Here is a 25714-nt window from a genome sequence, read left to right on the forward strand (position 1 = left end):
ATCGACACCCGCTTGCGCTAAACATCCTTAGGCAAGGTTTAAGTTTATCAGGAGCAAGAATATTCATGATTGCAAATCGCCGATAGGGCGAACCGTATTTTCTTAATAAGTAAATCTAAATCAGCATAAATTTAGTTTGACGAAGAGTCATCATGGGTGCTCAAGGAAAAACCTTATAAATATCTTTCCGATGCGCAATACGCTGGCAAAGGATCGTGTGAGCTTGCTTATTCACTGTAATCCCGATCCGATAAGGACCCACGCGAATTTTGTACTTATTTGGATAGCCCATCATTTTTTCAAGGTATCCCCATTCGAAAGGGTGGGTGGACTTCAGTGCTTGAAAAACAATTCTCTCTACCCGTTGTTGAACAGGGTTTGGTAAGGAGGCGAGTTCTTTTAAGAAACGCTTGGTGTATTCAACCCTCCACATCATTGGCCTTTAATAATTCATAATATTCCCTAGCCGCATCCCCCGAGAGTCGTTCATCGTGTTCCGTTTCATCCATTAGCTTCGCTAATCCAAAATTCTCCATGATTTGCTCGATCCGCTGAAACTCATCAAAGGGAATTTGAACGGCCACCGGTTGCTGATTTTCATCTACCAAGATTTTTTTGTGGATTTCGAGCATATTGAGATCTCCGTTAAAGGTGATTAATGAACAATATAGCTTATATCCGTAGCCTATGATCGTCGCTTATGCCATCAGGATGGTGATAATTTCTCCTGGATGCCGGAAGACACTATACAGATCTGTGTCGTTGCTCATGGCATCACCCTACTATGCGGGCGACAACTTGACAGTGCCGGCGCATGGGCGCCAGTAAGATTAAGCCGCTACCAATAAAGGGCGTGTAGCTAGGGATAGGGGCACTTAAACTGTTAGATTAAATCTCTTCAATATGGTATTTTCCAAACAAGCGTTTTTTAGCTTAAATTGACTACTGCTACCAGCAAAGGATTTCGTGTGAACGCATTCAAAAAAACCGCCGCTGCTATTGTCAGCATACTGATATTAGGCGCGCTCGTGGCACTCATCAGCTATCAATGGCCCAGGACGGCAACCTTTAAAATTGTAGATACCGAAGTCAAGCGCATCGATGGCGGGGATCAGTACCGTATCACAGCCATTCGCCAAGAAGATGACAAACGGATGGTGTTCCGCAACGAAGACGCCTGGTATCGGTTTAAATTTGATAGCGCCGACATCCAGGGCGATGCCGCCCTTGCGGAAAAGAATGATTTTATGGTGGAAATGACCTATTATGGCTGGCGTAGCAATCTCCTGTCATGGTTCTGGAATGTGAGCGATCTTGATGTTCTGCGAGAAAAAGCGCCAACCCCAGTGCCCCAAAAATAGGAGGAGAGATCCGCGCTCTCCTCTAAGCCGTGGAACCATTAATTAGCCTCCTTACCTATCATTTTCTGGCCTCCCAAAATGTCAGTAGGCTGAACCACCGCCCTACCGCCTGCACCTGACGAAAACCCGCCGCGCGCAGGTAATTCGGAATTTCCCCGCGAATATGGGCAACGAGGGCAGGCATGAATAATTGGGGCCATACTCCCAGCCACCATAGGGGGTGACCCGGTCGGTCAAAATCCACCGCCAGCAGCCGTCCACCGGGCTTGAGCACGCGATGGATTTCCCCTAATCCCTGCCGTTTCAATTCCGCCGGCAAATGGTGCAGCATTAAGCTGGACAGCACCCCATCAAAATGCCCGCTCTCAAAAGGAAGGCGCTCCACAACGCCCAGCTTGAACTCCGCTTGACTGTGGGCGCGGGCCGCCTTTTTCCTGGCCAAGGCAATCATGGGAATAGAAGGATCAATGCCTATCGCCCTCCCCGAGGAGCTGATCTTCTCCGCCGCCCATTGCGTCAACACGCCGGTCCCGCACCCTACATCCAGAATTTGCTCGCCGGGGCTTAAGTGGGCATGGCGTAAAGTCTCCCGCCGGAATTTCTTCCTCAAACCAACTAAAGCACACTCCAAATCATAAATGGGCGCCTGCCACTTGAGCACGGCTCCCTGGGTTTTAGGGGCCACTTCCCGGCTTGAATCCCCCATAGCATTATCCCTCTCCATGCTGCAAACGCTGTACCTATTTCCTATTCCACGTATCCCATCATCCCTGCGACGTTCGTCGCCTTGATGTATTGGGCCGACTCTTCCGCATCTCTGAAAATTTCCTCAAAATGGCGTTCTCCGCACTTGATTTTCGCCCCTTCAAGGTGGCGCAAATCGTCCCACCATATGCTACCTTTTGTTTCGACGACGAAGTAGAGCTTTTCCTCACCACCATCTTCCACAACAACAGCCCAATCGGGGTTATAGGAACCGAGCGGCGTTGGCACCTTAAACCATGGGGGCAGCTTGGCGTAGACCTTCACCTGTTCGTTCTTTTCCAAGTCCTCAGCGAATGACTTCTCTACGCTACCCGAATCATAGACGACATGGGTATAAACAGACTTTTGCACTTCCAGTGTATTCTTCAGATAGCCTTTCAGCTCTTCCTGCTCAAAAAGCGCCTGGGCATAGAAGTGATCGCCTCGGCGCAATAGTCGATGAATTGCTGCGGGTTGCGCAGGAAGTCTTGTAGACTGCGGCTCTGCCTGAGTATCTGGACAATGCTCTTTCGGGTGAGCTGGGTCTTGTCCTGCAAGTCGGTAATGATGTCGGGCAATTCGATATCATTCTCGTGGATTGTCGTGTAGCCGGATGCACTGGTTTCCTGAACCCCTACGCCACCTTTGCCGATTGCGATATCGGCCTTTCGGAATTGAGCACGAGTCTTGGTAATCGGCGGACAGTTCCTGATTGCAACAGCACAATCGTTCAGGAGTTTGAGGTTGTCGAACTCTACGCGGTAAGTCGTCTTGTACTTGATCCGTTCCCAAAGTAGGCGGAAGTCATCGGACTCAAGAACCGCTTCCCGCGTTCGAATTATCTTCCGGTCATCGGCGTTCTTGATATCCAGCTTGCCTGCCAGCTTGCGCAGAACCCCCTGAATGTCCGAAGCAATAATGTCCGCCTGTTCCTCTCCGTGATCCTTGACAAGCTCCTGCTTGATGCCTTCCGGCAGTTCAAAGTTACCGTCTTTCAATACTGCGCGGAGACTGTCCTGCACCTTGCCCTTGGCATCCACAAATTGCTGATCCTTGAGAAACTGCCAAATCTTCTCTGACTGCTCTACACCCAAGGGCGCAACCTCACCTTGATCGTTAAGGGTTTGGATGGTTGCGAATTGGTGCGGCTCAACAATGCCAAAGCGAATACCCGTGTCCTGCTCGATCTCTTTTTGCAGGTTCTCGGCAAACTTCTCGTAGTTCTCCGTCGCAATCACAGTCAGCGTATTGACGTCGTTACCGCGAAGTCTTTCACCGCTCTGGTTGACGCAGAGACGCAGACCACGGCCAAGTGTCTGGCGGCGTTCCCTCTCGCTGCCCATGTCACGAAGCGTGCAAATCTGGAATACGTTCGGATTGTCCCAACCTTCCTTCAGGGCAGAGTGAGAGAAGATGAACTTCAGCTTGGTATCGAAGCTCAGCAGCTTCTCCTTCTCCTTCTCCTTCTCCTTCATAATCAGATTGTACGCTCGCTCGGCATTGTCGCGGTTTGCCTGATTATTCTCGGCGGTCTCTACGGATCGACCCTTCTTGTCGATGGAGAAATAGCCGTTGTGAACTTCGTCCGCCTCAGCCTCCAGATCAATCTCCTTGAACAGGCTTTGGTACTCCGCTGACTTGGCCAGCTTACGGTATTCTTCCTCAAACATCCGAGCGTACTTGCCCTTCACTGCGTTACCGTCTTCGTCGTACTGGCGGTAGTGCTCGACGCTATCAATAAAGAACAGACTCAGCACCTTGATCGGCTTCTTGTTCGCAGCGAACATCAGCTCCTTATCGAAGTGCTCTTTGATTGTGCGCCGGATCATCAAACGCTTGATCTGGTCGGAATCAACACCACCAATGGCATCGCCCGGCCTCAGTAGTTGATCGAACCCGTCACCTTTCACTTCGATGGATTCGTTGTCTTTGCCGCAGGTAATGGTGCCGATCTGCATATTCTCGTAGATGGATCGACCTGTGATTTGCTCCAGATCGTCGCCGTCCTCTACAGTTAGGAACTCTCGCCGGACATTCTTTCCACGCTGTACGTCCACTTCGACCCTGGCCGTGATTGATCCTTTCCGACTATGGGTAGAGTCCAACCGGATATAGGGCTTGTTGTGGCCACTGTCGATCTGGAGCGAGGCCACCTCAATCTGCTTAACCAGGCCGCGCTCATAAGCATCTACGGCATCCAAACGGAATGTCATGTGATGCTTGTCAACATGGGTAGCGGAATAACGCAGGGTACACAGCGGATTCATCGCTGTGAGCGCTGCTTTCCCAGCCCCTTTCAAGCCGCCGTCAACGCTTTGCGGCTCATCGACGATAATGATCGGGTTTGTGGCGCGAACGAGGTCAATCGGCTTCTCACCGCCTGTGTTCTCGTTCTCCTTATAGAGATTGTTGACATCCTTCTTGTTGATCGCGCCGACCGTCGTGACCATGATCTGGATATTGCTACTGGTCGCAAAGTTACGAACCTGTCCGAGCTTTGAAGAATCGTAGAGAAAGTATTCGTAGCCCTTGGCCTTTGGGTACAAGCCCTCAAAATGCTCCTGCGTGATTTGTAGCGTTTTGTATGTACCTTCTTTGATTGCAACGGACGGCACGACAATTACAAATTTGGTGAAACCGTAGTTCTTGTTTAACTCGAAGATCGTGCGCAAATACACATACGTTTTGCCCGTTCCGGTCTCCATTTCAACGGTAAAGTCACCACTGGCCAGCTTCTTGGTAGGTCGCAGGCCATTCTGGAGCTGCACCTTGCGCAAGTTCTCTTCAATTTCCTCATCCACCAACACCAGCCTGTTGCCGATACCGAGTGAGGTATCAACTTGCCCTGGACCGGTTTCAATCCAATCTACCGTTACATTCTTAGGCGATATCACAGTGAATTCGGAACGGGAGATTTCCTGCCCCTTAAACAGACTAACAACCGAGTCTATCGCGGCTTTTTGGTAATCTAGATCGTCTTCGAAATGGAGCTTCATGGAGCTTCATCCTGCTTGTCGAACTGATCGCCCCATACTGGGTGCTGTTTCCAGTTGTCAGGCATTCCCATTGCCGCACACCATCGGGCATTGAGGGCAATAGGTACAATTAATTCATTACATTGCCGAGTCCAGCTATGGGTATTATTTATTGTTTTAAGCAGGAACTTCAGCATTAACAGGATATAAAAAACCCTGTCATTTCTAGGGGTGATTGGTGGATTCCACTCGGGTGCTTTTGACTTCTCTGGGCGAATAGAAAGCTCTCTATTCCATAAACGGCTATGGTGAGCACACACATTGCGGATATACGTCAATGTATGGAGCCAGTCTCCCAGGCGCTTATGGTGAATGCCTAGCTGATCGGAGATCACTTTTTTGTCCTTGTGATTGAGTCCTCTGTAGCAAAGCGAAAGACTCCCTAGGGTCATGATTTCGGTCGTCATCCAAATGGGCAAAGTTGGGAATTCGGTATATTTATTCTTATAGTGAGTAATAAACGCATCGTTGGAACGCTGCGCCTCCTTCTCCAGCTTTGCCAACCACTCTTCATGCCTAAACCCAGTATGAAAATTCCCAGGATCAGCGTGGCCAAATGCTCCATAGGTATGGCCGATATGATATGTGATTAATGTTCGTAGATGGACTTCTATACGCTCAATGGCAGCCATAACCAGCAATCGAAGTTCCCGATCAAATTCATACAGCGCCACTACATCTTCAAAACGTGTACCTTCGATAAATTCACTGCTGATATTTCCCCGCCCATCCCTCACGCGAAATGGATGCCAATAGGCGCTTAGGCGGTAATAGCTAATAGCGCTTAGCTGCGATAACGCATACGCTGAGTTATTAATGACCAGCCCTCGTTCTCGCATCAACGCCAGCTGATCGTTAAAGGTAAGGGCAGGTTTCTGGTAGGTCTCAGGCATTGAGCACCTCCAGATGGCGGGCATAAAAAAGCCACCAAGGTTGCGCATTGTTAAGAGGCGTGGCGGCTGTGTTAAGTAAATTATAGACGAAACCAGCAGACAAGTCCAGATAACCGGTCGGCTGACGATCTACCCTTATGATTTTTAAAAAATTCTTAAAAACCATTCAAAACTGCATCGATTCAGAGAGCACCGCTACTTTCGGAGCATTCTGTGGCCGCATGCTTACAAGCTGCGCACATGGTTTATGCCATTCTGCTCCAGAATGGCGGCCATGTTGGTTTTTGAAACATCATCGCTAAAGGCACTGTCTCGGAAGAAAATGTGGGTATCCGAACTAGGCGCAAGCTCCCGATGCCATTCGACGATGCCTTGACTGATCACTTCGACTTGATCTTTGGTGATCGACTCATCAAGACAAGCAAACAGGACGCCGTAGCCGATGCTGTAGATTGTCTTGCCATTTAGGTCTCGGGATTCAATAGGAACAGCGAGATCAACACCTCGTTTTAGTAACAATTCGTAGAGGACATCCTGTTCAGTTCGATCTTGAACGAGGAGTTCCTGATGCGTAAACAAGCTTTCCTCGATGTCGGAATGGTCAGGATTCCATACATTGATATTAGATTTTCCGAGTTTGAAAAACTTCACTCCAAGATCACCAGAAAATTCAGGGGAGTTATCTCTGATACTTTTTGCCGCTAAACGTATTCGCTCGATGGCAAGCTTAGAAATAGCTCTAAATCCCGCCTTAAACGCTTCACTACCTTCATCTATTAGCTCAGGCAGCTGTACGCTAATGAATCGGCGGCTTCCATTATCTTTACTGTTCTCAGCCATCATGGCATGAGCAGAACTACCAGATCCCGAAAAAAAATCTAGCACAATCATATCTTTGTCTTGACATATGGCGATCGCATCGCCAATAACATCGAGCGATTTTGGAGACTGGAAGAGTTTAGATTTTGTACCGAATAGGTCATTAAAAGCTTTTTGTCCTTTCTCGGTATGATGCCTTTTTTCTGACCAAATCGACTTAAGCTGTTTAGTGGGGAGTTCGCCATCATCAGAAGCATAGCCTTTCCTATATATTTTCCATCTTGAACTAACTTTTTTGGCAACAAGCTCAGAAAGCTGCTTTCTAGCCTTCTCCTTCCCCCATGTCCAGCACCCCTCAAACCCATCATCCCAAACTGGCAGCACGGCGGTGGAGCTTCTGAAGTCTTCTAGCTCAATGCAGCCTTCCTCATCAACATAGAACGGATAGTAAAGATTCGGCCTGTTGAACTTCCCGAACTCTCGATGTGTGTTACGAAGTTCGAGCTCGCGGTACACACCGCGTTCATCCTGAAATGGATAATCCTTCGCAATTTCATCTTTGGATTTGGGAGCGTTAAGCTGGCCTTTATCGAGTACGCTTTTCGTATAAATTAGTAAGTATTCATGACAGGATGCCAAATACTTATCTTGAGATCGCCCCTTTGGGTTACAAAGTACAATAACTTTTCCAGCGAAACACTCTTCACCGAAAATATCATTACACAACAACTTAAGGTTAGCGATTTCATTATCATCTATAGAAATGAAAATAACGCCATCATGTGTCAGCAAATTTCTGGCCAGTTTCAGTCTCGGCAGCATCATATTCAGCCAATTTGTATGCTTGCGACCAGTTGACTCGGAGTTAGAGGAAAGCTTCATTCCCTCATCATCAACTTGCCCTGTGTACTTGAGGTAGGTATCCAGATTTTCCTGAAACTTATCGGGATAAATAAATTCTTTTCCGGTGTTATACGGCGGGTCGATATAGATCATCTTGACCTTGTTGGCGTAGCTCTTCTGAAGCAGCTTGAGGACTTCCAGATTGTCGCCCTCAATAAACAGATTCTTGGTCGTATCCCAATCTACACTTTCTTCTGGACAAGGCAGCAACGTCCCTGTGGATGGTGTAAGTGCGATCTGGCGAGCCTTTTTCTTACCATGCCAATTGAGGCCATACTTTTCTTCACCTTCGTCCAACACCTTGGCATCATCGAGCAGTTGACGAAGCACATCAAAATTGACACCGCTCTCTCTGAAAGCCTCGGGGAACAGCTCTTTTAATCGTTCAATATTCTCTGAAACGATATCGGCGCTTTCGCCTTCTTCTGGTTGTATTTTTTTCATATTTTTCTCTTTAACCACGGAACACACGGAATACACTGAAAAAACATGTTATCCCTTCCGTGTTATCTGTGTATTCCGTGGTTTACATAACAATTCGTTCAATTTCAACTTTGGGATAGTGCCCAAAATTTACCAGCAACCCTAAACGCATGCCAGTTGCTTTTAGGTAATTATGAAGCTGCGCCCTGTGCTCGCCAGCGATGCATTTCACCGCTTTAATTTCAACAATAATTTTCCCATAGCAAACAAAATCCGGTTGATAGGCTTGATCCAGCGCTTGACCTTTATATTGAATCTGTAAATTGGCCTGAGCAACGAAAGGGACCGCTTTCAACCTGAATTCTCTGCCCAAACATTCCTGATACACCGCTTCCAGAAAGCCGCAGCCCATTTCCCTATAGACTTCGAATATAGCACCACGGATAGTATAACTTTCTTTCTCGTAAATAATTTCTTTCCGTGTCTTCAGTGTAATTCCGTGGTTCCATCAAAGCCCTTCCTTAACCTCGGCTATTCTGTCGTTAATTTCTTTTACCTTGGTATTCAGCGACCTGTTTGAAGGTCATGATTCCCTTGTTCACTACTTTATCTTTACCACACCTAAGCGATCGGCGAGAAAATAAGGGAAAAGTGGAGAAACGACGACCACAAAACTCTTTAAGCCCTGGTCGAAGCTTATCCGGCCATCCCTCCAATGATAAAGCTAAAGAAATGCCATCTATTAAAGAAGCCGAATTAAATGAGGTAGATAAGAAACTATTGTGGGGACGGCAGTTTTTAAATCGTTACGCCACACGATAAAATCACCCCTGGTGTGAATGTCTCATACCGCATGCAGTAAACCCTCTGCCGGGATTGATTCGCTCTCCAACGCCGCCAATAAGCGCTGCCAAATGGCATCTTCCCCCTGCTCCGGTAGGGACGGGCTGAATATCCGCAGCACATTCTCTCCCGTCCAATTATACAACTCCAGGCAGGCCGGTGTATCCTTACCCTCTGACTTACGCACCAACCAAGCACTGGCAATTCCCGTCCTTTGTACGTAAAGGGTAAAATCGGTATCCAGGGCCGTAAGCCAGAGTCCGGTAGACTCCACCTGTTTGATGGTTCCCTCGTGAATTTGCATTGCACCCCCATTATCCACCTGGAATATTACAGGCAGCTCGGTTTCCCATAATACTTCCATAAAGGCTCGCAAATCGGTTAAGGTCACAGGGGTAGCAAGGTCGCGTCCCGCCAGCCGCAAGCCTTGAATCCGGCTCACTCCAAAAGATCTAAAAAGCGCGGGTAGATCTCGGAGATCTTGAAGTTCTCGCCATGCCTCCCGAAGCCAAGTGACATCAATCGCTTCATCGGCGCGGGGGAGCAGTCGCGGCACGGGCGCCACTGCTTGGCGGGGTCTCTGATCAGCGCTGCGATAACAGTTCACTAGGTTTTCATAAGCCTTCCGGTCGCTCTCGGTCGTGAGATGAATCTTATGTACGCTGGCGCCATCCCGATCAAAAAACTGCAAGCTATGACGGACCCCATCGTCCCATAGTTCTCGGGCGGCAAAGCCATAGTGCCAGTGATTGAGAAACAAGCGCAGATCGATACCCCCTCCTTGTATCCGCCCCAGGGAATCAAATAATCTAATGGCCTGATACTGGCCGGTCTGCTCGTGTACCGCATGGCGGTTACCTGTCACGGCCCTCACTTTGCCTAACTGGGGTAATTCCTTAAGGAGATCCCGCAGGCCACATAAACGAGTGACCATGTCCCCACAAGAAGCCGCCAGCGTCTCAGCTTCACTAACTTTCCTAGGAATAATGCTTTGCAAGCAAGCCTTGGACTTTGCTTGATCATGCGGCCATTGCGTCCTCAGCATCTCAGGCTTACCTCCCTTTAGAGAATTATTGTCATATAAATATGATAATCATTCTCATTTGAGAGATCAATAAATATCTATTAAGTTAAAATAATGATAACGATTTGCATTTATTCTCAAATTGACTAGGATCCCTAAGTAAGCGGTAAAATAAAGGCCAAAATGTTGCAGTAGGCCCACTGCGCGCACAAGAAAAGGCCAGCAATCTAAATTCAATCGAAGGAATACTACCATGCGCTTTTTCGTTAATGGGGAACAACGCCGCAATACTTTGTTAAATACCATTATCCTGCTATTTCTGGGCTATATTGCCCTGCTCTGGGTAAGCAATGGATTAATGTATTTTCACAAGATGGGACTAACGCCCAGCTCCGTCACAAACTATTACCTGGGCTCGGAAGCCGACTTCACCCAACCCATTAGCTACCAAAGCCTGCTGGAAGTTTCCCACTTCCATCTTTTTTCCATGGGTATTCTGGTGCTTACCCTGGCCCATCTTATGCTGTTTACGGAGCTGTCCACCACGCTCAAGGTCTGGCTATCCGGCCTGACTTTCTTTGCGGCAGTCGCCAACGAAGCTGGGGGCTGGCTGGTGCGCTTTGTCCATCCGGCATTCGCTTATTTCAAAATTGGTACTTTTTTGCTATTAGAAGCCAGCCTGGCTGCTCTGCTCATCTTCGTGAGCGCCTCACTCCTCCAAGCAAGACGCCGTTCCCGCGCCAGCCAGCCTGCTCCAAAACGGAGAGAGGATTATGCGCCCCAGATGCAAATGTCTGCCCAGCATGAAAATAACCAAGCGGGCAGATCCGCCTTTGATAGCCATGCTGGTAGTCCCCCGCTACATGGAGCCTCTCGCCCATTCATAAAGGAAAATTAAGAGTGCTCGGAAAATATAGTGGTAACCCGTCCTCAGAACGACAATAAGCTCACCGGCAGAGGTTTTGAGAAGAGAGGGTGGAAAGCTGGAGGGGCAAATCATACCACAAAAGCGTAAATCAAATCTTTTTCAAGGAGAAAAGCAGGTTTGGGGAATCCCTCTTCCCTCACTCTATACCACCCCTAATTTATTCATAAATACTCGAGCTGCTCCCGCGTTAACAGAAAAACGCCCTGGCCACCCCGCTCAAATTCCAGCCATAAAAAAGGTACCTGGGGCAGGCGTTCGGTTAGAGCCGCTTCACTATGGCCCACCTCAACGACAAGAATTCCTTTTTCATTGAGATGCTCGGGAGCTTGCTGCAAAATTTGCAGGACAATGCTTAACCCCTCCTCCTCGGTTTCCAGAGCCTGCCGGGGTTCATGATGGTACTCCCTCGCCAAGGCGGCCAGTTCCGCCTGACCTACATAAGGGGGATTACTGACAATGAGATCATAGCGCCGCCCCCCAAGTTTCTGGAAAAGAGAGGAAGAGAAGGCATGGACCTGGGCTTCAAGACCATGGCGCTCGATATTCATGCGCGCTACCGCTAGCGCTTCTTCACTGATATCAGTGGCATCTACTTGCGCTTCGGGGAAGGCATGGGCGGTGGCAATAGCGATACAACCACTGCCCGTGCACAGATCAAGCAGGGTGTGTACGCTTTCGAGAGTAACAAAAGGCGCGAAGCGTTGAGCAATGAGTTCAGCCAGGGGCGAGCGGGGAATTAAAACCCGCTCATCCACATAAAAGCTCAGTCCGGCAAACCAGGCTTCGCGGGTAAGATAAGGGACCGGAATCCGCTCTCGAATCCGACGCTCCAGCAAGGCCAATACCTTATGTTTTTCTACTTCAGTCAGGTGGGCGCCAAAAAGCTCCGGCGGCAGATCCCGAGGGGGTAGATGAAGGGTATGAAGAATCAAGGCGGTGGCTTCGTCAATGGCATTGTCGGTACCATGGCCAAAAAAAAGCCCCGCCTCGTTAAAGCGGCTAGCGCCCCAGCGGATAAAATCCCGTAAGGTATGTAATTGATCCACTAGCGGCTGCTCCCGCGGGGCGCTCACTAACTTTCCTTCTTAATGCTTAAGAGTCGAGACATCCATAAAATGGCCGGCAATAGCCGCCGCCGCGGCCATGGCGGGGCTCACCAGATGGGTCCGTCCCCCTTGCCCTTGACGGCCTTCAAAATTACGGTTGGAGGTGGAAGCGCATCGCTCCCCAGGTTCTAGGCGGTCGGCATTCATCGCTAAGCACATGGAGCAGCCTGGCTCCCGCCATTCAAAGCCCGCTTCTTTAAAAATCTGATCCAAACCCTCGGTTTCAGCCTGGCGTTTCACCAGCCCGGAACCGGGAACCACCAGCGCCTGCTTAATATTGCTGGCCACCTTATGGCCCGACACCACCTTGGCGGCTTCCCGCAGGTCCTCAATCCGCGCATTGGTGCAGGAGCCAATAAAGATGATATCGGGCCGAATCTCACTGATAGGGGTATTGGCGGTAAGTCCCATATATTCCAGCGCCCTTTCCATGCCGCCCCGCTTGGTGGGATCGGATTCTTGCCGGGGATCAGGCACCCGGCCATCAATGGACGCCACCATCTCGGGGGAAGTGCCCCAACTTACTTGGGGTTTAAGCACGGCGGCATCAATGGTGATTACCCGATCAAACGAAGCATCCGGATCGCTCTGCAGCATCCGCCAAGCATTAACGGCCTGCTCCCAGCTATGAGGAGAGGGGGCGAAAGGCCGACCCTTAAGATAATCAATAGTCGTCTCATCTACCGCCACCAAACCTGCCCGGGCCCCAGCCTCGATAGCCATATTGCAGAGCGTCATGCGCCCTTCCATGGAAAGAGCGCGAATGGTTTCGCCGGCAAATTCAATGGTGTAACCGGTACCACCAGCGGTGCCAATCTGGGCAATAATAGCCAGAATGAGATCCTTGCTATACACGCCGGAGGGCAGCTCGCCGCTAACCTGGATCAACATATTTTTCGATTTTTTCTGGAGCAGGCATTGGGTAGCCAGCACATGCTCCACTTCGGAAGTACCAATGCCAAAGGCAAGGGCGCCAAAGGCGCCATGGGTGGCAGTATGGGAGTCACCACAAACCACCGTCATACCCGGCAAGGTGGCCCCCTGTTCCGGGCCAACGATGTGAACGATACCCTGACGGGGATCATCCATTCTGAATTCAGTCAGGCCCAGTTCCTGACAATTCTGGTCCAACGCTTCCACTTGAATGCGGGAAATGGGGTCTTGAATGCCCTGGCTACGATCGGTAGTCGGCACATTATGATCCGGTACCGCCAAATTGGCCCCTTTCCGCCAGGGCTTGCGGCCGGCAAGGCGTAGTCCCTCAAAAGCTTGCGGAGAGGTGACCTCATGAACCAGATGCCGATCGATATAGAGCAATGCGGTACCGCCTGGATTAGTACGCACTACGTGAGAATCCCAAAGTTTGTCATACAGAGTTTTTCCAGCCATTGTTACTTTTTCACCTCTCTAAATCCGGTCGCCGGCTGCTGGAATCCAGCACCGGCATTATATCGATTCAATTTTACCCATTTTCCCCAGCTTGCACCTCTTTAACAGCGATAGTGCGGCCCTCCCGGAGAGGAAAGCGTTTATTTGGGAATACCTGATATATGGTGGACAGGGGCTTGCGTGGCACCTTCACCAGCTTCAAGCTCTGGGGCAATATCCTCTTCCGGGGGTGGTTTAAACCAGAGCAAGGTACGCTCATAAATGGAGAGCAAGGCGGGAATGACCAATAGCACCAGCACGGTAGAAAACATCAAACCAAAGGAAATGGAAACCGCCATGGGGATCAAAAACTGGGCCTGGAAGGAGTGCTCAAAGAGTAAAGGCGTCAAACCAGCAATGGTGGTCAAGGAAGTGAGCAGTACGGCCCGCAGACGTTGGCAGGCTGCTTCTATCAGGGCGGTATCATAGGGCTGGCCCTGTTCCCGGAGCTGCTTGTAAAAGGTGACTAAAATAATAGAATCATTGACTACGATACCCGAGAGGCCAAAGAAACCAAACAGGGATAAAATCGTGAGATCGATCCCCATGACATAGTGGCCCAAAATAGCCCCAATCAAACCGAAGGGAATGGCAGCCATGACCACTAAAGGCCAACCGTAGGAAGAAAACACTCCAGTCAGAATTAAGTAGATCATGGCCAGCGCCAACAACAGCCCATGCTGCATATCGCCGAGGGTATCCCGCTGTTCCTCGGCCCGGCCCTCGAACAGGGTTTGAATCCCATAGCGGGCGCGAAGCTCCGGCAAAAAGCTGTGTTCTAGTCCAGCGAGAATGCGGTTGCTATTGTTGACCCCCCGATCCACATCGCCGGAAACATGAACCGCTAACCTGCCCTGGGTATGGCGCAGGACATCAAATCCCCGCCGGGACTCTAGATCGACGACCGTATCCAAGGGCGCGATACCGCCATTGGGAAGCTGGATAGCCAGGTGGGTGAGACTGGCCAGACGATAGCGTTCATGGTCGGGCAGGAGTACCCGCACCTCAATCTCATCTCCCCCATCCTGAAATATCTGCACCAAGCGGCCTTCATAGGCCGCCCGGAGCTGCCTGCCCACGGCCTCTACCGTAAGCTCCAGGGATTGGCCTTCTGGAGTTAAACGGTAAATGAGCTGCTCTTGGCCGTAAGGCAGATCGTCTTCCACCGCGGAAACGCCGGGAATCTTTCTTAATGCCTCCGCCAATTCTACCGCCGCCCCTTTCAAGGCCCGTTCATTTTCCCCTACTAAGACAATATCTAAATCCTGGCCGGGCGGTCCCATCTGCCGTTCTGAGAGCGTAAAACTTTCAATACCAGGAGGCAGTTTGATCCGCTCTTGCCAGGCTTGCATAAAAGCTTGATTCCGCACCTCGCGCCGGTCAGGGGAAACGAACTCCACGGTAATCGAGCCAAAACGATCCCCGTTACGGGCAGCGCGCCCCCCAGCGGTGGTCGCCGAACCCAGCTTTACAATAGACGCCGCAATCAAGTCTTGCTTAAAAGCCGCCTCCGTGTCATAGAGCGTCCGTTCCAGCTCCATAATAAAAGCCGCAACCCTCCGAGGCGGGGTGCCAGGCGCAAAACTGGCATTAGCATAAATGACTTTACCTTCGGGGGAGGGAAAGAAGGTAAAATTGATGCGTCCCCCAAGCAGCAGGCCCAATACTACCACCAGCAGCCCCAAGGTTGCGCTCACCGTGATCCACCGGTTTTGAATCGCAAACACCGCCAGGGACCGAAAAACCCGCTCCCGAAAACGGTCAAAAGCTTGATTCAGCCACAAGCGGATCTTGCCTTCCCGGCCAATTTTCATTTTCTCGAAGCTATATCGCAGGTGGCCAGGCAGTACGAGAAAACTTTCAACCAAAGAAGCCAGAATGACGCAGATCACCACCAGGGGAATATCGAACAGAATATTACCGGTCACATCGCCTATAAGCATCAAGGGGAGAAAAGCGGCAACGGTGGTCAAAGAGGAAGCAAGAACCGGCAGGAGCATACGGCGAGCGCCACCTTCGGCCGCCGCCAATGGGGACAACCCCTGCTGATGCTGGGCGAGGGCATCTTCACCCACCACAATGGCATCATCAACGATGATTCCAAGCGCCATGATCAAGGCAAACAGGCTGATCATGTTGATGCTACCATTCGCAGCCCAGAGAACCGCCAGGGTCGCCAGGAAAGAGACGGGAATTCCGATAGCCACCCAGATGGCGACCCGGCCGCTGAGAAATAGAAAAAGGATACCGACCACCAGGACTAAGCCGCCGCCGCCATTTTTGAGCAGCAACCCGATGCGTTCCTTCACTAGCTCCCAGGATTGATCAAAAAGATGCAGCTTGATGCCTTCCGGTAAAGTGGGACGTACGGCTTGCAACCATTGGGTTAAAATCTCGGCGCCTTGGAGCGAGTCTCCCGATTCGGTACGCTTCAGTTGCAACTCTACCGCTGGTTTTCCTTGATAAAGTAACCGGGTCTCTCCATCCCGATCCCGGCGCTCAATCGTGGCCACATCGCCCAAGCGAATCAAGCGGCCATCGCTCTGCGCTGTTAGCGGTATATCGGCAAACGCCCGACTGTCGCGCCGCTGGTCCAGGCTACGGAGCTGGCGAGCCACATCGTTGCGGCCAATGGTGCCCGCCGGCAGATCTCGGCTGATGTCCGCCACCCGGTTAGCCACCTGTCCCAGGGACATTTCCAGCTCTCGCAGATTCCCCACGGGTATCTGGATAGCGATCTCTTGCTGGGGAAGGCCAACGATATCAACTTTAGCGATTCCCCGATTAAGCAAGTCCCTTTCAAACTTATGCACCAATCGCCGTAATTCCTGGGGATTCTCAGGGCCTGTGACCAACACCCGGGCAATATTTTCATAGCGCGACACCAAGCGGATTTCAGGGGTTTCCGAATCAAGGGGAAGCTCCCGGATTTGGCCTATTCGCTCTTTGACCTTATCCAAAGCAATCCCCATATCGGTGCCTTCATAGTATTCCAAGGTCAGGGTCGCCAGGCCATAAGCCGAAGTTGAATCAAGTTTTTTAAGATCATCCAAGGCCCGAAGCTCTTCCTCAAGGCGCTCGGTGATAGAGCGGGCAACGTCTTCGGCACTGGCGCCACGCCAAACCACACTTACGGTGATAATATCCAGAGCAAAATTGGGGAAAAACTGCCGGTTAAGCTGAGAAAGCGCCCAGGTTCCAGAGAGGATCATGATCACCATCAGCAGGTTGGCGGCCACCCGATGCCGAACAAACAAGCCCATCAACCCCTCTGGGGACGGCGGAGTACTCACGAGTCTGCGACGACCTCTACCCGCAACCCTTCCATGGCATTGGGAAGCTGGGTGGTGATAACTTGATCATTTTCTCCCAGTTGCGGGCTTTTCACGAGCACCTGAATTTGCCCCTCCTTATCTGGATACTCGCCAATTCGCTCCACTGCAACGGCCTGCATCCGTCCTCCCACCAGCTTATAAACCCGATCCAGACCGTAGATGGCTTCAAAGGGCAGCATCACTACGTCTTCTGCTAGCGGTAGTTGTAATCGCAACTCGACAAAATTGCCAAGGGGCAAGGCAGCATGTTCTGGCTTCTTTAGCTTAAGCAACGCATCAACGCCGCCGCTGCCTCTCTCCACCCGCCCTGCCAGCCGATCAAGGGAAAAGAGCAACGCGCTTCCATCCACCTTGGCAGCAGCCCGTAGTGGTACATTTTGCGCTAATGCCTTACGGATTTGACCAGCATAGCTAGAAGGAATTTGCGCCCGGACCTCCAAAGCATCGGTATCATAAATTTCAAGTAATTCATCACCGGACTGCACCCGGTCCCCCGCAGCGATGGCAACCGATGCAATCCGGCCCGTATAGGGAGATGTAATTCGAGTCCGTTCCAGATCTAGCTTGGCCTGATCCAACAGCGCCTGAGCCCGAAGTTGCCGGGCTTTGAGTTGCGCCAAGCGGGCCTGGTGATCATCAATCGCAAGCAGGCGGTTATTAAGCTCCAAGGCTTGCCGTCCGGCAGCCTGCTGTGCTTCATCCAGGACTGACCGGGGGGTGAGCTTGCGCTGCTCTAGGATTTCGGCCCGCTCTACCGCCCGGCGGCTTAAGGCCAATAAGGATTTCTCGTGCTTTAACGCTTTTAAATCATGAGTATGCCGAACTTTCTCGCTTGCAATAAACGCTTCAATCTCTTTTAAATCTGCTTGACGCTGCATCCACTCCAGCTTGACTTCCTGCTCATCGAGCTGAACCAGCAATTGACCACGGCGAACGAGATCCCCCTCTTCTACCTTAACCTCCTGAACATCCGCCGTGATGGCAGCCCGAAGCTTGCTCGAACGGGGAGTTTCAATACGGCCATATAGGGGAAGCATGGGTCGTCTTGGACGGGGATCGACTTGTGTGACCGCCACCCGCCACACGGTTTCTTTCTTGCTCACCGCAGGTTTGGTCGGCCTGCTTTGAAACAAGCCCGCAAAGATGGCCACGGCAACAAGTAGAATAATGAAAGGGGATGCTATTTTTACAACCTTACCTCTGGCTGGCATAAAACTTCCTTAACTCTCTCTCTGGATACCAGGAGCTACTAGAACCTTACTCCACAGAAAATAAATCCTGTCACTGTTTCAGCAAGTTAAAGGACATTATCGTATGAAGGAGTTTCTTACCGGATTTCTTGGTAAGAAGTCTTTGTGCTGCTGGTTAGACCGCCCGCGGGCAGCAGAGTTTTTCTCTCTTAAGCGGCTGGAAGCAAGCTGGCTCAGGCTGCCCGTTTGCTACTGCGCCTGGGAAGCTTTTTGCTAGTCTTAGAAATGTTAGGGAGTTGCGGCTCCTTGGAAAAAAGCAGGATTAAAAGCGCCAGAGGACCAAAAAAGAATCCCAATCCCGCCCAGAAGACCGGTTCGCGGCCTTTTTTTCGCGCCACGAAGTAAAGGATAATGGCAAAGGAAAAATAAAAAAGAAAAAGATATATCATAGTTGCTCTAATCTCTCATAGTAGAATTTTACCAGCCCTATAGGACTAGCGTTAACCGCCACCACCGGGATAAGCGGGAATGGACGGCAAACTCGGCTGAACGTCCATATTTTGGGCGCGGTGGCGCAACAGATGGTCCATCAGCACCAAGGCAGCCATGGCTTCGGCAATAGGCGTTGCCCGAATGCCAACGCAAGGATCATGGCGGCCCGTAGTAATGACTTCCGCCGCCTCGCCCCGGCTGTTAATGGTACGCTCGGGTAAACGGAGACTGGAAGTAGGTTTCAGGGCAATACTGGCAAGAATATCCTGCCCCGTGGAAATCCCCCCCAGGACGCCGCCCGCATGGTTACTGAGGAAACCTTCCGGGGTAAGAGGGTCACGATGGCTAGTACCCTTTTGGGTCACCGCGGCGAAACCGGCACCGATTTCCACGCCCTTAACGGCGTTAATGCTCATAAGGGCATGGGCCAAATCCGCATCGAGACGATCAAAGACTGGCTCGCCCAAACCGGGAGGGACTCCGGTAACCACCACGTTAATCCGGGCGCCAATGGAATCACCTTCTTTCCGGAGGGCATCCATATAGGCTTCAAGTTCGGGTATTTTATCCGGGTCCGGGCAGAAAAAAGGATTTTTCTCTACCGTTTCCCAGTCAAATCGTTCAGCCCGAATGGGGCCAAGCTGAGCCAGATACCCTCGAATTTTTACGCCATGCCGCTCGGCCAAGTATTTCTTGGCAATAGCGCCCGCAGCTACCCGCATGGCCGTCTCCCGGGCCGAGGAACGCCCCCCTCCCCGGTAATCCCGCAGGCCATATTTTTGCAAATAAGTATAGTCTGCATGGCCGGGCCGGATTTGCTCCTTGATTTTATCGTAATCCCGGGAGCGTTGATCGACATTTTCAATGAATAAACCGATGGGAGTGCCGGTAGTTTTTCCCTCGAACACCCCGGAGAGGATCTGGACCTGATCCGGTTCCCGGCGCTGGGTAGTATGACGGGACTTACCGGGCCGGCGCCGATCCAGGTCAATTTGAATATCCGCTTCGCACAGGACCAAACCTGGCGGGCAACCATCCACAATACAGCCCAAGGCCGGCCCGTGGCTTTCGCCAAAGGTGGTTACGGTAAAAAACTTGCCAAGAGTATTGCCAGACATGGCGGTTATTGTAAGTCCATTAGACGCTGAGGGCTAGGTGCGAGGGTGAGACTCCCCACCCGCGCAAACGAGGGTTGACGCGGATTTTGCTCAAATCCCAAATATACCTTGGAATATAAAGGGCGCAACCGCTTTAGCTCAGTTGCCGCCAGAGGAGCGCCAACGACATAGGCAGTCAACTGCAGCGACCTGTTGGGTGCCCTTATTTCCAGGAAAGGTCGGGCTTCCGACCAGCAGCCATGCAATCTCGAAGATACAGATTGATTAAGCTTTGATACGGAATGCCCGTTTCTTTGGACATGTCTTTAAAATACGTAATGACATCATCCCGCATACGAATCGTGACCTGACGTTTGAGTTTCGCAGCGTAGGGATTTTTTCGAGACCTCATTTTCGAAAAATCATACTCTTTTCTCATGGCATTGGACCTTCATAGTACGCGCGCTCGTTCGAGGTTGCTTTACGAGCCGAGATAAGCCGAATAGATTGTCCTTGAGCGCGCTCGCAGTGACATACGACAAGAACGCGTGAGTGGTCGCTTAGTCCTAGCAGGATAAAACGCTCCCAGACCCCGAGTGATCCTCATCAAAAAACTGGCGCGCGTATTCATCATAGAATACAGATTTCGCCTCTTCGAACGAGACCCCGTGCTTATTAACGTTAGAGTGCGCCTTAGCGATGTCCCATTCGAATTCAATCATACATACATTGTATGCCGAACCACCAATAGGTCAATATGGCGCCCAATGACCAAGCTCAGCGGCCGAAGGCTGCGAGGGAAACCCATATACGCGCCTTGTTAGGCAGGTAGTGCGTCATGCTTTCCGTTCCATTTTATCACCAGCACGGCCATGGTTAGGCAGCCAGCAGAGGCAAGCAAATGCTTCAGCGTATGGCCGCTCACAGTTGCGCCAAGCAGTTGGAAGATTTCAGCATCGTAATACTCGACTACTTTCGCCAATACATAGCAACCAAGGGCAATCAGGAGAAGCCCATTCTGCTCAAAACGCGACCGGTATAGGGTGAGCAGCATTGCAATCATTGTAAGGGGCATGAACTGAACCCAGGCATAGAATCTCAGATCATCCATGAAATGCCAGTAAACCACTGAACACGCCCCTATCAAAACGGCGGGATAAAGAAGTCTTTGAACGAGGCGCCGATCAAGGTACTCGCCGAGGAGCGCGACAAACAAGCTCATGAAACCCACCGTCATCGGGAGTCTGTCCCATACCAGCGTGTCGTTGTCAGGTGCCCAGTGATAATACGCAGACCCGACACCGACCAACGATACAGCCATGAAAAACATCAACCAAGCAGGCAGGATGGCCCTGGGCAAGCGGCCTAGCGATACACGCACGCCAAGGATGCCTATCAAGACGAAGGGCAGATTCGATATAACATCGAAGAAATTAGGAATGCCTAAAAGTGACCGGCGATCAGCAAAGGCATGGTACGCCAGATCCTGCGGGATTGGAGCAACCCAAAACATCAACGCCATGGTGCCGAAGAAAAATCCAAGAAGGACGGCCAGGCGCCAACCGGTTGCGCCAACGCTCAAAGAATTAGTTTCCATGGGGCCCGTAAATCTGCCTAACGCTTGAAGTAACCGGCGCGAAAAAGCGCAGCATTTTTGGGGTCGGCTGTAGCGCCTTGTTGAGCGCTTTTCTGACCTTCACCAGTTGCTCCAAAATGGAGGTTTGCCTTGCGGTACACGGTAAGGCCTCTGTTACATAACCCGTCTCTAATCTCCTTGATTCTGAATGGGCTGCAGTCCTTCCGGGTGGAGAGCCATGCACAATTTCATTTCTCAATTGGGAAATCTTAATCAACTGTTTTCTTTCTTCTTCGGATAAGAAGGCGAGGGATCCACTTTTTATTAGTCTATATATCGACGCACTAGTTTTCCTTCCGGACTGATTGATGTGACCAACACCGGGAAATCGCTCATTTAAAAACCATTCAATTGCGGTAACCAAGCCAACAAGTGCAAGCTCTGGTTCTTTCTGCGCTAATAGCTTTTTCATCGCCATCAATTGGGTGAGAACCTGATCTCCTTTGTTGTACGATGCTTCAAGGAGGCTTTGTACTCTTCTTCTATTCACTTTGGATTGTGGAAACTGACTCTCACTTGCAATAAAGCCTGCTTGGACAGGTAATGGTACAGAACCACAAGCAACGCGGCCTGGCGCAATCATGATGAAATAGCCATATAGTTCTTCATGTCTTGGGATTTCTTCAAGATTTCCGATGGAGTAAGCGCTGACGAAATTCTGGAGAGAGTGCGATACTTCCGTGGAAAGGCGCCGCGCGACTTCGCCCTGAAATGCTGCTGCACTCAACGGAGTGTACTCGCGCGCATTGGGCGGCAAACTTCCTGACGGCAGTCGCATCCATCCCAACGATTTCCCAATTACGCCATCATTTAGTCCTTTAGGTGTAAGACGACGAATATACTCATCATACAATTTCGCACGCACATTCCATAGACTAATGACAGCGATAACTTGTGTTCCTACACTCTGAGCGATTGTTGTTCGACCTTTAAAAGTTTCGCCATGTTTGTGGCGCGCTAAGAACTTCCCAGAAAGATCGATTTCAAATGTTACTGGCTCACAATGAAAGTCAACAACAACACCTTCTCTCCAGCCCCTGACTTTGAAAGGTGATGAATCGACGTTTATTGGAAAAGGGAGCTGGCAGAAACATGCGACTGCTGTGGAGCCGTAGTGCTCAAGATATTCAGCCCATCTGCACAATAGATCTTCAGATGCCGCTCCAATCTCAATGAGATGAGATAAGAACGACGACCGTTGGCCCGGCTCAGCTGGATTCATCGCTTCAATGTCGTTCCAGTTCCACATCCTCTTTCCTCGCCCAATGCTAAAGCTCAGTTACCGCCGCGACAGTGGTGGTCAACTGCAGCGCCTTGCTGGGGTGCGAATTCAGTTGAAACATAACCCATTGCCTCGGGCACGGCAAGATTGCACTATCATATGCAGTTTTTCTTCCTGGAAAAGTGCCGATTCATTTTGCATCACAGCGAAATATGCGCCCTAACGACTAGGCATGAGGGGCCACGACTGAAAGGAGCGGTCCCACTCCATGCCCTTGTTAGGCACTTTGTCTTTTAAGGGTAACCGATAAAGGTTGTTTTCCTTTTAAAGCACTCACCTTCAACACAGAAAAACCAATAATATTGCCTTGTTCATCGACTTTCTCCATGATCGCATCGTTTTCTGTTTCCTTAAAATAACCTTTCTTATGCTCAAAGATAACTTCGAGATAATCTCCCTCTTCATCAAACCAAATAGTTACATCCTTTTCCATAGAATCTCACCTCGTTTCACTCTGTCAGTGAAGTAAGCTGTGATGATGAAGTGATCGCTTTCTAAGCTCTTCACCACGATACATAGATATTTCTCTGTCACCGGAGTGGAATGATAAAATTTATAAAAGAGTTCAGCCAACGAATCTGTCCTAGAGCGCACAACTTTATCAGGACTAGCGAGTGTTTCGCCTACGCGTCGAATTTGCCCTTTCATCTCTGGATGAGCAGATTCCAGATGCTGCCGCCTTTCATCAGTTAACCGGATGCTCCTTTTATTAAAATCCTCTAGTACAGCCATATTATCAATCGCTCATAGTGCCTAACGCCTGAGCTCACGGGCGCGTGCAGCGAATTGTTATGGTGCATCTGCGACCTGCGCACATTGTTGGATTGCTTCGCCCGAGGTGCCACCTTCCAAGTGACGAAACAGCGTGCCTGATGCGCCTTCTCCGCTGCCTTTTGTCCACCATTCCAGACGCTTGCCTACATAGCGTGCTCCGCTCCCCGAGACCGCAATTTCCATTTGGAGTCGGTGGTCGTCGTATTCCACGACGGCTGTACTGTCTGTGGGATATGAAACCATGATTGTCTTCCCACTTTCACACTGGTACTTGAAGGACAAGTCTGCATCGCTAGACTGCTCCGTGGACGCGGTGCCATCAGTCGATGGTTGCCCGCAAGCGGACAGGAAGACAATAAGAACAATAGACACTAAACGCATGGTATTTCTAACCTCCTTAAATTGCGGCATAACGGCCAAGCTCGCCAGGGCCGCGTTAGCGGCCTCCGGTGCAGCGCAGAGTTAGGCATCTACTGCTGTGACAGTGGCTACTTGGCGAGTTCAGGAACATGCTCTTCCTCATAACGTTCGATTAGCACCCCCACAATCTCCATCAGCGAAGCTAGCGGGTGCGCCTCGTCTTCTCCGACTTCATCGATCAAACTGTCAAGGAATGAAACCAGCCGCTCGTACTCTTCCTCCGTGTGCGGTACGTAGATCATTCTGGCCATCGGTGGCCAAGCATTGAGTGCCTTGTCAACTTCGATAGTTTGCATACCTACTCCTTCCACTTTCCCTGATTGTACTCCGCGTGTGTAAGCACCGCCCGGATGTAGAGCTTGCGACGATTGTAATGAATGGCTGCGATCAAGCGCACTTTGTTTCTGCCAATGTTGAAGACGGTCAGCATCCCGACCTGATCGGCGGAAGGAAAATGCTCACGCAGCTCCGCAAAGGAGCTAAAATTGTGCCGCTTTACCGCTTTGTACCAATAAGCTAATGCCGATCGAGTCTCCGGGTACTTGCCGACGAACATATTAAGGCGTTTGCGTGTAATGATGTGCATGTCCGATGTTAACGCCTCTTGCCCTGACAGAACAACTTCAGAGGAGCCGCCTAACGCCGGGAATCAGCAGCGCGCCGTCAGGCGCGTCCGCTACATTGACTTGTTGGGCAATCACTGCTCCAACATGGATTGGAGTGAGTAAAAAAGGGGGATGGATACCCTCAAAATGGTGCTTTCTCAGCCCTGTGAAACCTATCCGTGACATTCCCACTCAGGCCGGTATTGTCCGGATTCAGCACCATTACCGATGCACCTGGATTCAGATCAAACTTCATAAGATCTGCCCAGATCACATTCGGTGCAGTCGTCAATTCAAAATAGTAACGCTTGATGTTGAGATCGATCACTGTACGGTACTCAGTATTATAAATACCAAAGCTCTGGTAGGGCGCACCAAATGGCACCGATACATTGCGCATAATGGATAGTATAGAAGCGACTTCCTCGCGTTCGTTCTTTGGCTTGGGTAACAGTGCCGAGAAATAAGACGCCCGCTGGAAACGATCCGTAGCACTGACATTACCGGGTAACGGGGTGTTACTGCTTGGATGAGCGAAATCAACCTCTTTTTTCATCTTCTGCAGCAACGCGAGTTGCTGGTCGTAGCTTGGATCGTTGGTCATGACCCGATATTGGCGGCCATGATGAATGACTAACTTGCCGTTAATGTACTCGAGGATAGCAGAATCACCCGTGGCATCTTCCAAGGCCAGGTGAACCGTGGCCTTATGTCCGTGCATCTCGACCATCACCGGCTGGATCTTCTTGAGTAAGGCCAATGCTTGAGCAACTGTCGCCGTATTGTCCAGTGCATACTGCCCCCATAGACCAGTCTGTACACCCGGCTTGCTGGGATCGCGTGGCCCAAAATCCGTACTTTTGAGGTACAGCATGTGAATTGCCAGCCCGGCTTCATTAAAGCCGTCAGCGGTGCCAATGCCGTAAACCGGGACCACCATACTGGCATATTTGGATGTCCACTTGGCTGGGTTCACCTTGACCGCAGTCTCCGTGCCAAGGAGGCCCCCATCCCGTTTCATTCCACGTGGAAATACCACGATCTCCGGCTGGGTAGACTCCGGCCAGTCCATCGTCCTTCCCACCACGACGTTCAGCCCGCTGTCGTTCCAAAGAACACGCGTACAGGCATCAGCAGCCTGCAAGAAGACAAATCCCACAACCACGAAAATAGCTGCACTTGCCACGGTTCGGTAAATCATCTGTCGCTTCATTGTATGCCCTCCTTTGGTGAGAAAACGATCGTTGATGACTTCGGCCGGCAGACAGCACCGGTCGTTTGAAGCCCAACGCTTGAGCTCAGGGGCCGGCAGCCCGCGTAACGGGTTGGCGGTCGGCTGCAGCAAATTGTTGGATCTCATATTTTCTGCCACGCTG

Annotated in this window: 28 protein-coding genes; 2 read left to right on the forward strand and 26 right to left on the reverse strand. The window is 50.7% G+C overall.

Translation table 11 applies throughout. The features are described 5' to 3' along the window. Positions 1 to 160: 160 nt before the first annotated feature. Both NWAT_RS14190 and NWAT_RS14195 read right to left on the reverse strand, forming a co-directional pair. Positions 161 to 436, reverse strand: a complete 276-nt coding sequence (locus tag NWAT_RS14190) for a type II toxin-antitoxin system RelE family toxin (protein WP_198342163.1) — start codon at positions 434 to 436, stop codon at positions 161 to 163. Further along, positions 420 to 632, reverse strand: a complete 213-nt coding sequence (locus tag NWAT_RS14195; protein ID WP_013221727.1) for a hypothetical protein — start codon at positions 630 to 632, stop codon at positions 420 to 422. The genes NWAT_RS14190 and NWAT_RS14195 overlap by 17 nt, the downstream gene beginning before the upstream one ends. A gap of 336 nt (positions 633 to 968) precedes the next feature. Here NWAT_RS14195 and NWAT_RS14200 point away from each other — a divergent pair, with 336 nt between their 5' ends. Continuing rightward, positions 969 to 1361, forward strand: coding sequence for a DUF1523 family protein (locus NWAT_RS14200; RefSeq protein WP_013221728.1), 393 nt, complete (start codon positions 969 to 971; stop codon positions 1359 to 1361). A gap of 58 nt (positions 1362 to 1419) precedes the next feature. Here the strand turns inward: NWAT_RS14200 and NWAT_RS14205 are convergent, their stop codons facing one another. The 8 genes from NWAT_RS14205 to NWAT_RS14230 all read right to left on the reverse strand — a co-directional run bounded on the left by NWAT_RS14205 (position 1420) and on the right by NWAT_RS14230 (position 10066). Then, positions 1420 to 2067, reverse strand: coding sequence for a class I SAM-dependent methyltransferase (locus NWAT_RS14205; RefSeq protein WP_013221729.1), 648 nt, complete (start codon positions 2065 to 2067; stop codon positions 1420 to 1422). A 41-nt stretch (positions 2068 to 2108) separates the two neighbouring features. Then, on the reverse strand, positions 2109 to 2558 hold the full coding sequence (locus NWAT_RS17670) for a restriction endonuclease (protein WP_232420150.1): 450 nt from the start codon (positions 2556 to 2558) through the stop codon (positions 2109 to 2111). Beyond that, positions 2504 to 5101: a DEAD/DEAH box helicase family protein gene (locus NWAT_RS14210; RefSeq protein WP_232420151.1), complete on the reverse strand. Its 2598-nt coding sequence runs from the start codon at positions 5099 to 5101 to the stop codon at positions 2504 to 2506. The genes NWAT_RS17670 and NWAT_RS14210 overlap by 55 nt, the downstream gene beginning before the upstream one ends. Continuing rightward, on the reverse strand, positions 5098 to 6033 hold the full coding sequence (locus tag NWAT_RS14215; RefSeq protein WP_013221730.1) for an Abi family protein: 936 nt from the start codon (positions 6031 to 6033) through the stop codon (positions 5098 to 5100). Before NWAT_RS14215 ends, NWAT_RS14210 begins: the two co-directional genes overlap by 4 nt. Beyond that, complete coding sequence (locus NWAT_RS17160) at positions 6026 to 6199, reverse strand: hypothetical protein (RefSeq protein ID WP_013221731.1); 174 nt, start codon at positions 6197 to 6199, stop codon at positions 6026 to 6028. Before NWAT_RS17160 ends, NWAT_RS14215 begins: the two co-directional genes overlap by 8 nt. A 59-nt stretch (positions 6200 to 6258) precedes the next feature. Beyond that, complete coding sequence (locus tag NWAT_RS14220; protein ID WP_013221732.1) at positions 6259 to 8199, reverse strand: site-specific DNA-methyltransferase; 1941 nt, start codon at positions 8197 to 8199, stop codon at positions 6259 to 6261. Between the two features lie 82 nt (positions 8200 to 8281). Next, positions 8282 to 8674 carry a GxxExxY protein gene (locus NWAT_RS14225; RefSeq protein ID WP_013221733.1) on the reverse strand — a complete coding sequence of 131 codons (393 nt, stop codon included), beginning with the start codon at positions 8672 to 8674 and terminating at the stop codon, positions 8282 to 8284. 348 nt (positions 8675 to 9022) lie between these two features. Beyond that, the gene (locus NWAT_RS14230; RefSeq protein WP_013221734.1) at positions 9023 to 10066 is read right to left on the reverse strand and encodes a hemin-degrading factor; all 1044 of its coding nucleotides are present in this window, start codon (positions 10064 to 10066) and stop codon (positions 9023 to 9025) included. Positions 10067 to 10298: 232 nt separating this feature from the next. On the opposite strand from NWAT_RS14230, the gene NWAT_RS14235 reads away from it, so the two are divergent. Next, entirely contained in the window at positions 10299 to 10943 is a 645-nt protein-coding gene (locus tag NWAT_RS14235; RefSeq protein WP_013221735.1) for a hypothetical protein, read from the forward strand. A gap of 191 nt (positions 10944 to 11134) precedes the next feature. Here NWAT_RS14235 and prmB read toward each other — a convergent pair whose 3' ends face one another. The 16 genes from prmB to NWAT_RS14310 all read right to left on the reverse strand — a co-directional run bounded on the left by prmB (position 11135) and on the right by NWAT_RS14310 (position 25698). Then, a complete protein-coding gene (gene prmB / locus NWAT_RS14240) occupies positions 11135 to 12046 on the reverse strand; it encodes a 50S ribosomal protein L3 N(5)-glutamine methyltransferase (RefSeq protein WP_013221736.1) in 912 nt (303 codons plus the stop codon). A 12-nt stretch (positions 12047 to 12058) separates the two neighbouring features. Continuing rightward, the gene (leuC, locus tag NWAT_RS14245) at positions 12059 to 13468 is read right to left on the reverse strand and encodes a 3-isopropylmalate dehydratase large subunit (protein ID WP_013221737.1); all 1410 of its coding nucleotides are present in this window, start codon (positions 13466 to 13468) and stop codon (positions 12059 to 12061) included. Between the two features lie 140 nt (positions 13469 to 13608). Continuing rightward, the gene (locus NWAT_RS14250; RefSeq protein WP_013221738.1) at positions 13609 to 16770 is read right to left on the reverse strand and encodes an efflux RND transporter permease subunit; all 3162 of its coding nucleotides are present in this window, start codon (positions 16768 to 16770) and stop codon (positions 13609 to 13611) included. A gap of 26 nt (positions 16771 to 16796) precedes the next feature. After that, on the reverse strand, positions 16797 to 18053 hold the full coding sequence (locus tag NWAT_RS14255; protein ID WP_013221739.1) for an efflux RND transporter periplasmic adaptor subunit: 1257 nt from the start codon (positions 18051 to 18053) through the stop codon (positions 16797 to 16799). A 479-nt stretch (positions 18054 to 18532) separates the two neighbouring features. After that, the gene (gene aroC / locus NWAT_RS14265; protein WP_013221740.1) at positions 18533 to 19642 is read right to left on the reverse strand and encodes a chorismate synthase; all 1110 of its coding nucleotides are present in this window, start codon (positions 19640 to 19642) and stop codon (positions 18533 to 18535) included. A 202-nt stretch (positions 19643 to 19844) separates the two neighbouring features. Further along, on the reverse strand, positions 19845 to 20060 hold the full coding sequence (locus tag NWAT_RS17675) for a BrnA antitoxin family protein (protein WP_013221741.1): 216 nt from the start codon (positions 20058 to 20060) through the stop codon (positions 19845 to 19847). Further along, positions 20057 to 20197: a BrnT family toxin gene (locus NWAT_RS17900; RefSeq protein WP_332309896.1), complete on the reverse strand. Its 141-nt coding sequence runs from the start codon at positions 20195 to 20197 to the stop codon at positions 20057 to 20059. Before NWAT_RS17900 ends, NWAT_RS17675 begins: the two co-directional genes overlap by 4 nt. Next, a complete protein-coding gene (locus tag NWAT_RS17905) occupies positions 20188 to 20343 on the reverse strand; it encodes a BrnT family toxin (protein WP_332309883.1) in 156 nt (51 codons plus the stop codon). Before NWAT_RS17905 ends, NWAT_RS17900 begins: the two co-directional genes overlap by 10 nt. 98 nt (positions 20344 to 20441) lie before the next feature. Next, entirely contained in the window at positions 20442 to 21218 is a 777-nt protein-coding gene (locus tag NWAT_RS14275) for a ceramidase domain-containing protein (protein WP_013221742.1), read from the reverse strand. Continuing rightward, positions 21208 to 22506: a hypothetical protein gene (locus NWAT_RS14280; RefSeq protein WP_013221743.1), complete on the reverse strand. Its 1299-nt coding sequence runs from the start codon at positions 22504 to 22506 to the stop codon at positions 21208 to 21210. Before NWAT_RS14280 ends, NWAT_RS14275 begins: the two co-directional genes overlap by 11 nt. A gap of 250 nt (positions 22507 to 22756) precedes the next feature. Continuing rightward, entirely contained in the window at positions 22757 to 22972 is a 216-nt protein-coding gene (locus NWAT_RS14285; RefSeq protein WP_013221744.1) for a DUF2283 domain-containing protein, read from the reverse strand. Continuing rightward, positions 22957 to 23271 (reverse strand): hypothetical protein, encoded by a 315-nt coding sequence (locus NWAT_RS14290; RefSeq protein ID WP_013221745.1) that lies wholly within the window; start codon positions 23269 to 23271, stop codon positions 22957 to 22959. The genes NWAT_RS14285 and NWAT_RS14290 overlap by 16 nt, the downstream gene beginning before the upstream one ends. A 57-nt stretch (positions 23272 to 23328) precedes the next feature. Then, positions 23329 to 23694, reverse strand: coding sequence for an MliC family protein (locus tag NWAT_RS14295; protein WP_013221746.1), 366 nt, complete (start codon positions 23692 to 23694; stop codon positions 23329 to 23331). 107 nt (positions 23695 to 23801) lie between these two features. Beyond that, positions 23802 to 24029, reverse strand: a complete 228-nt coding sequence (locus NWAT_RS14300; RefSeq protein ID WP_013221747.1) for a hypothetical protein — start codon at positions 24027 to 24029, stop codon at positions 23802 to 23804. Between the two features lie 2 nt (positions 24030 to 24031). Next, positions 24032 to 24319, reverse strand: a complete 288-nt coding sequence (locus NWAT_RS14305; protein ID WP_013221748.1) for a type II toxin-antitoxin system HigB family toxin — start codon at positions 24317 to 24319, stop codon at positions 24032 to 24034. Between the two features lie 161 nt (positions 24320 to 24480). Continuing rightward, positions 24481 to 25698, reverse strand: coding sequence for a linear amide C-N hydrolase (locus NWAT_RS14310; RefSeq protein ID WP_232420153.1), 1218 nt, complete (start codon positions 25696 to 25698; stop codon positions 24481 to 24483). Between the last annotated feature and the right edge of the window lie 16 nt (positions 25699 to 25714).

Source organism: Nitrosococcus watsonii C-113, assembly GCF_000143085.1.
Taxonomy (GTDB): Bacteria; Pseudomonadota; Gammaproteobacteria; order Nitrosococcales; family Nitrosococcaceae; genus Nitrosococcus; species Nitrosococcus watsonii.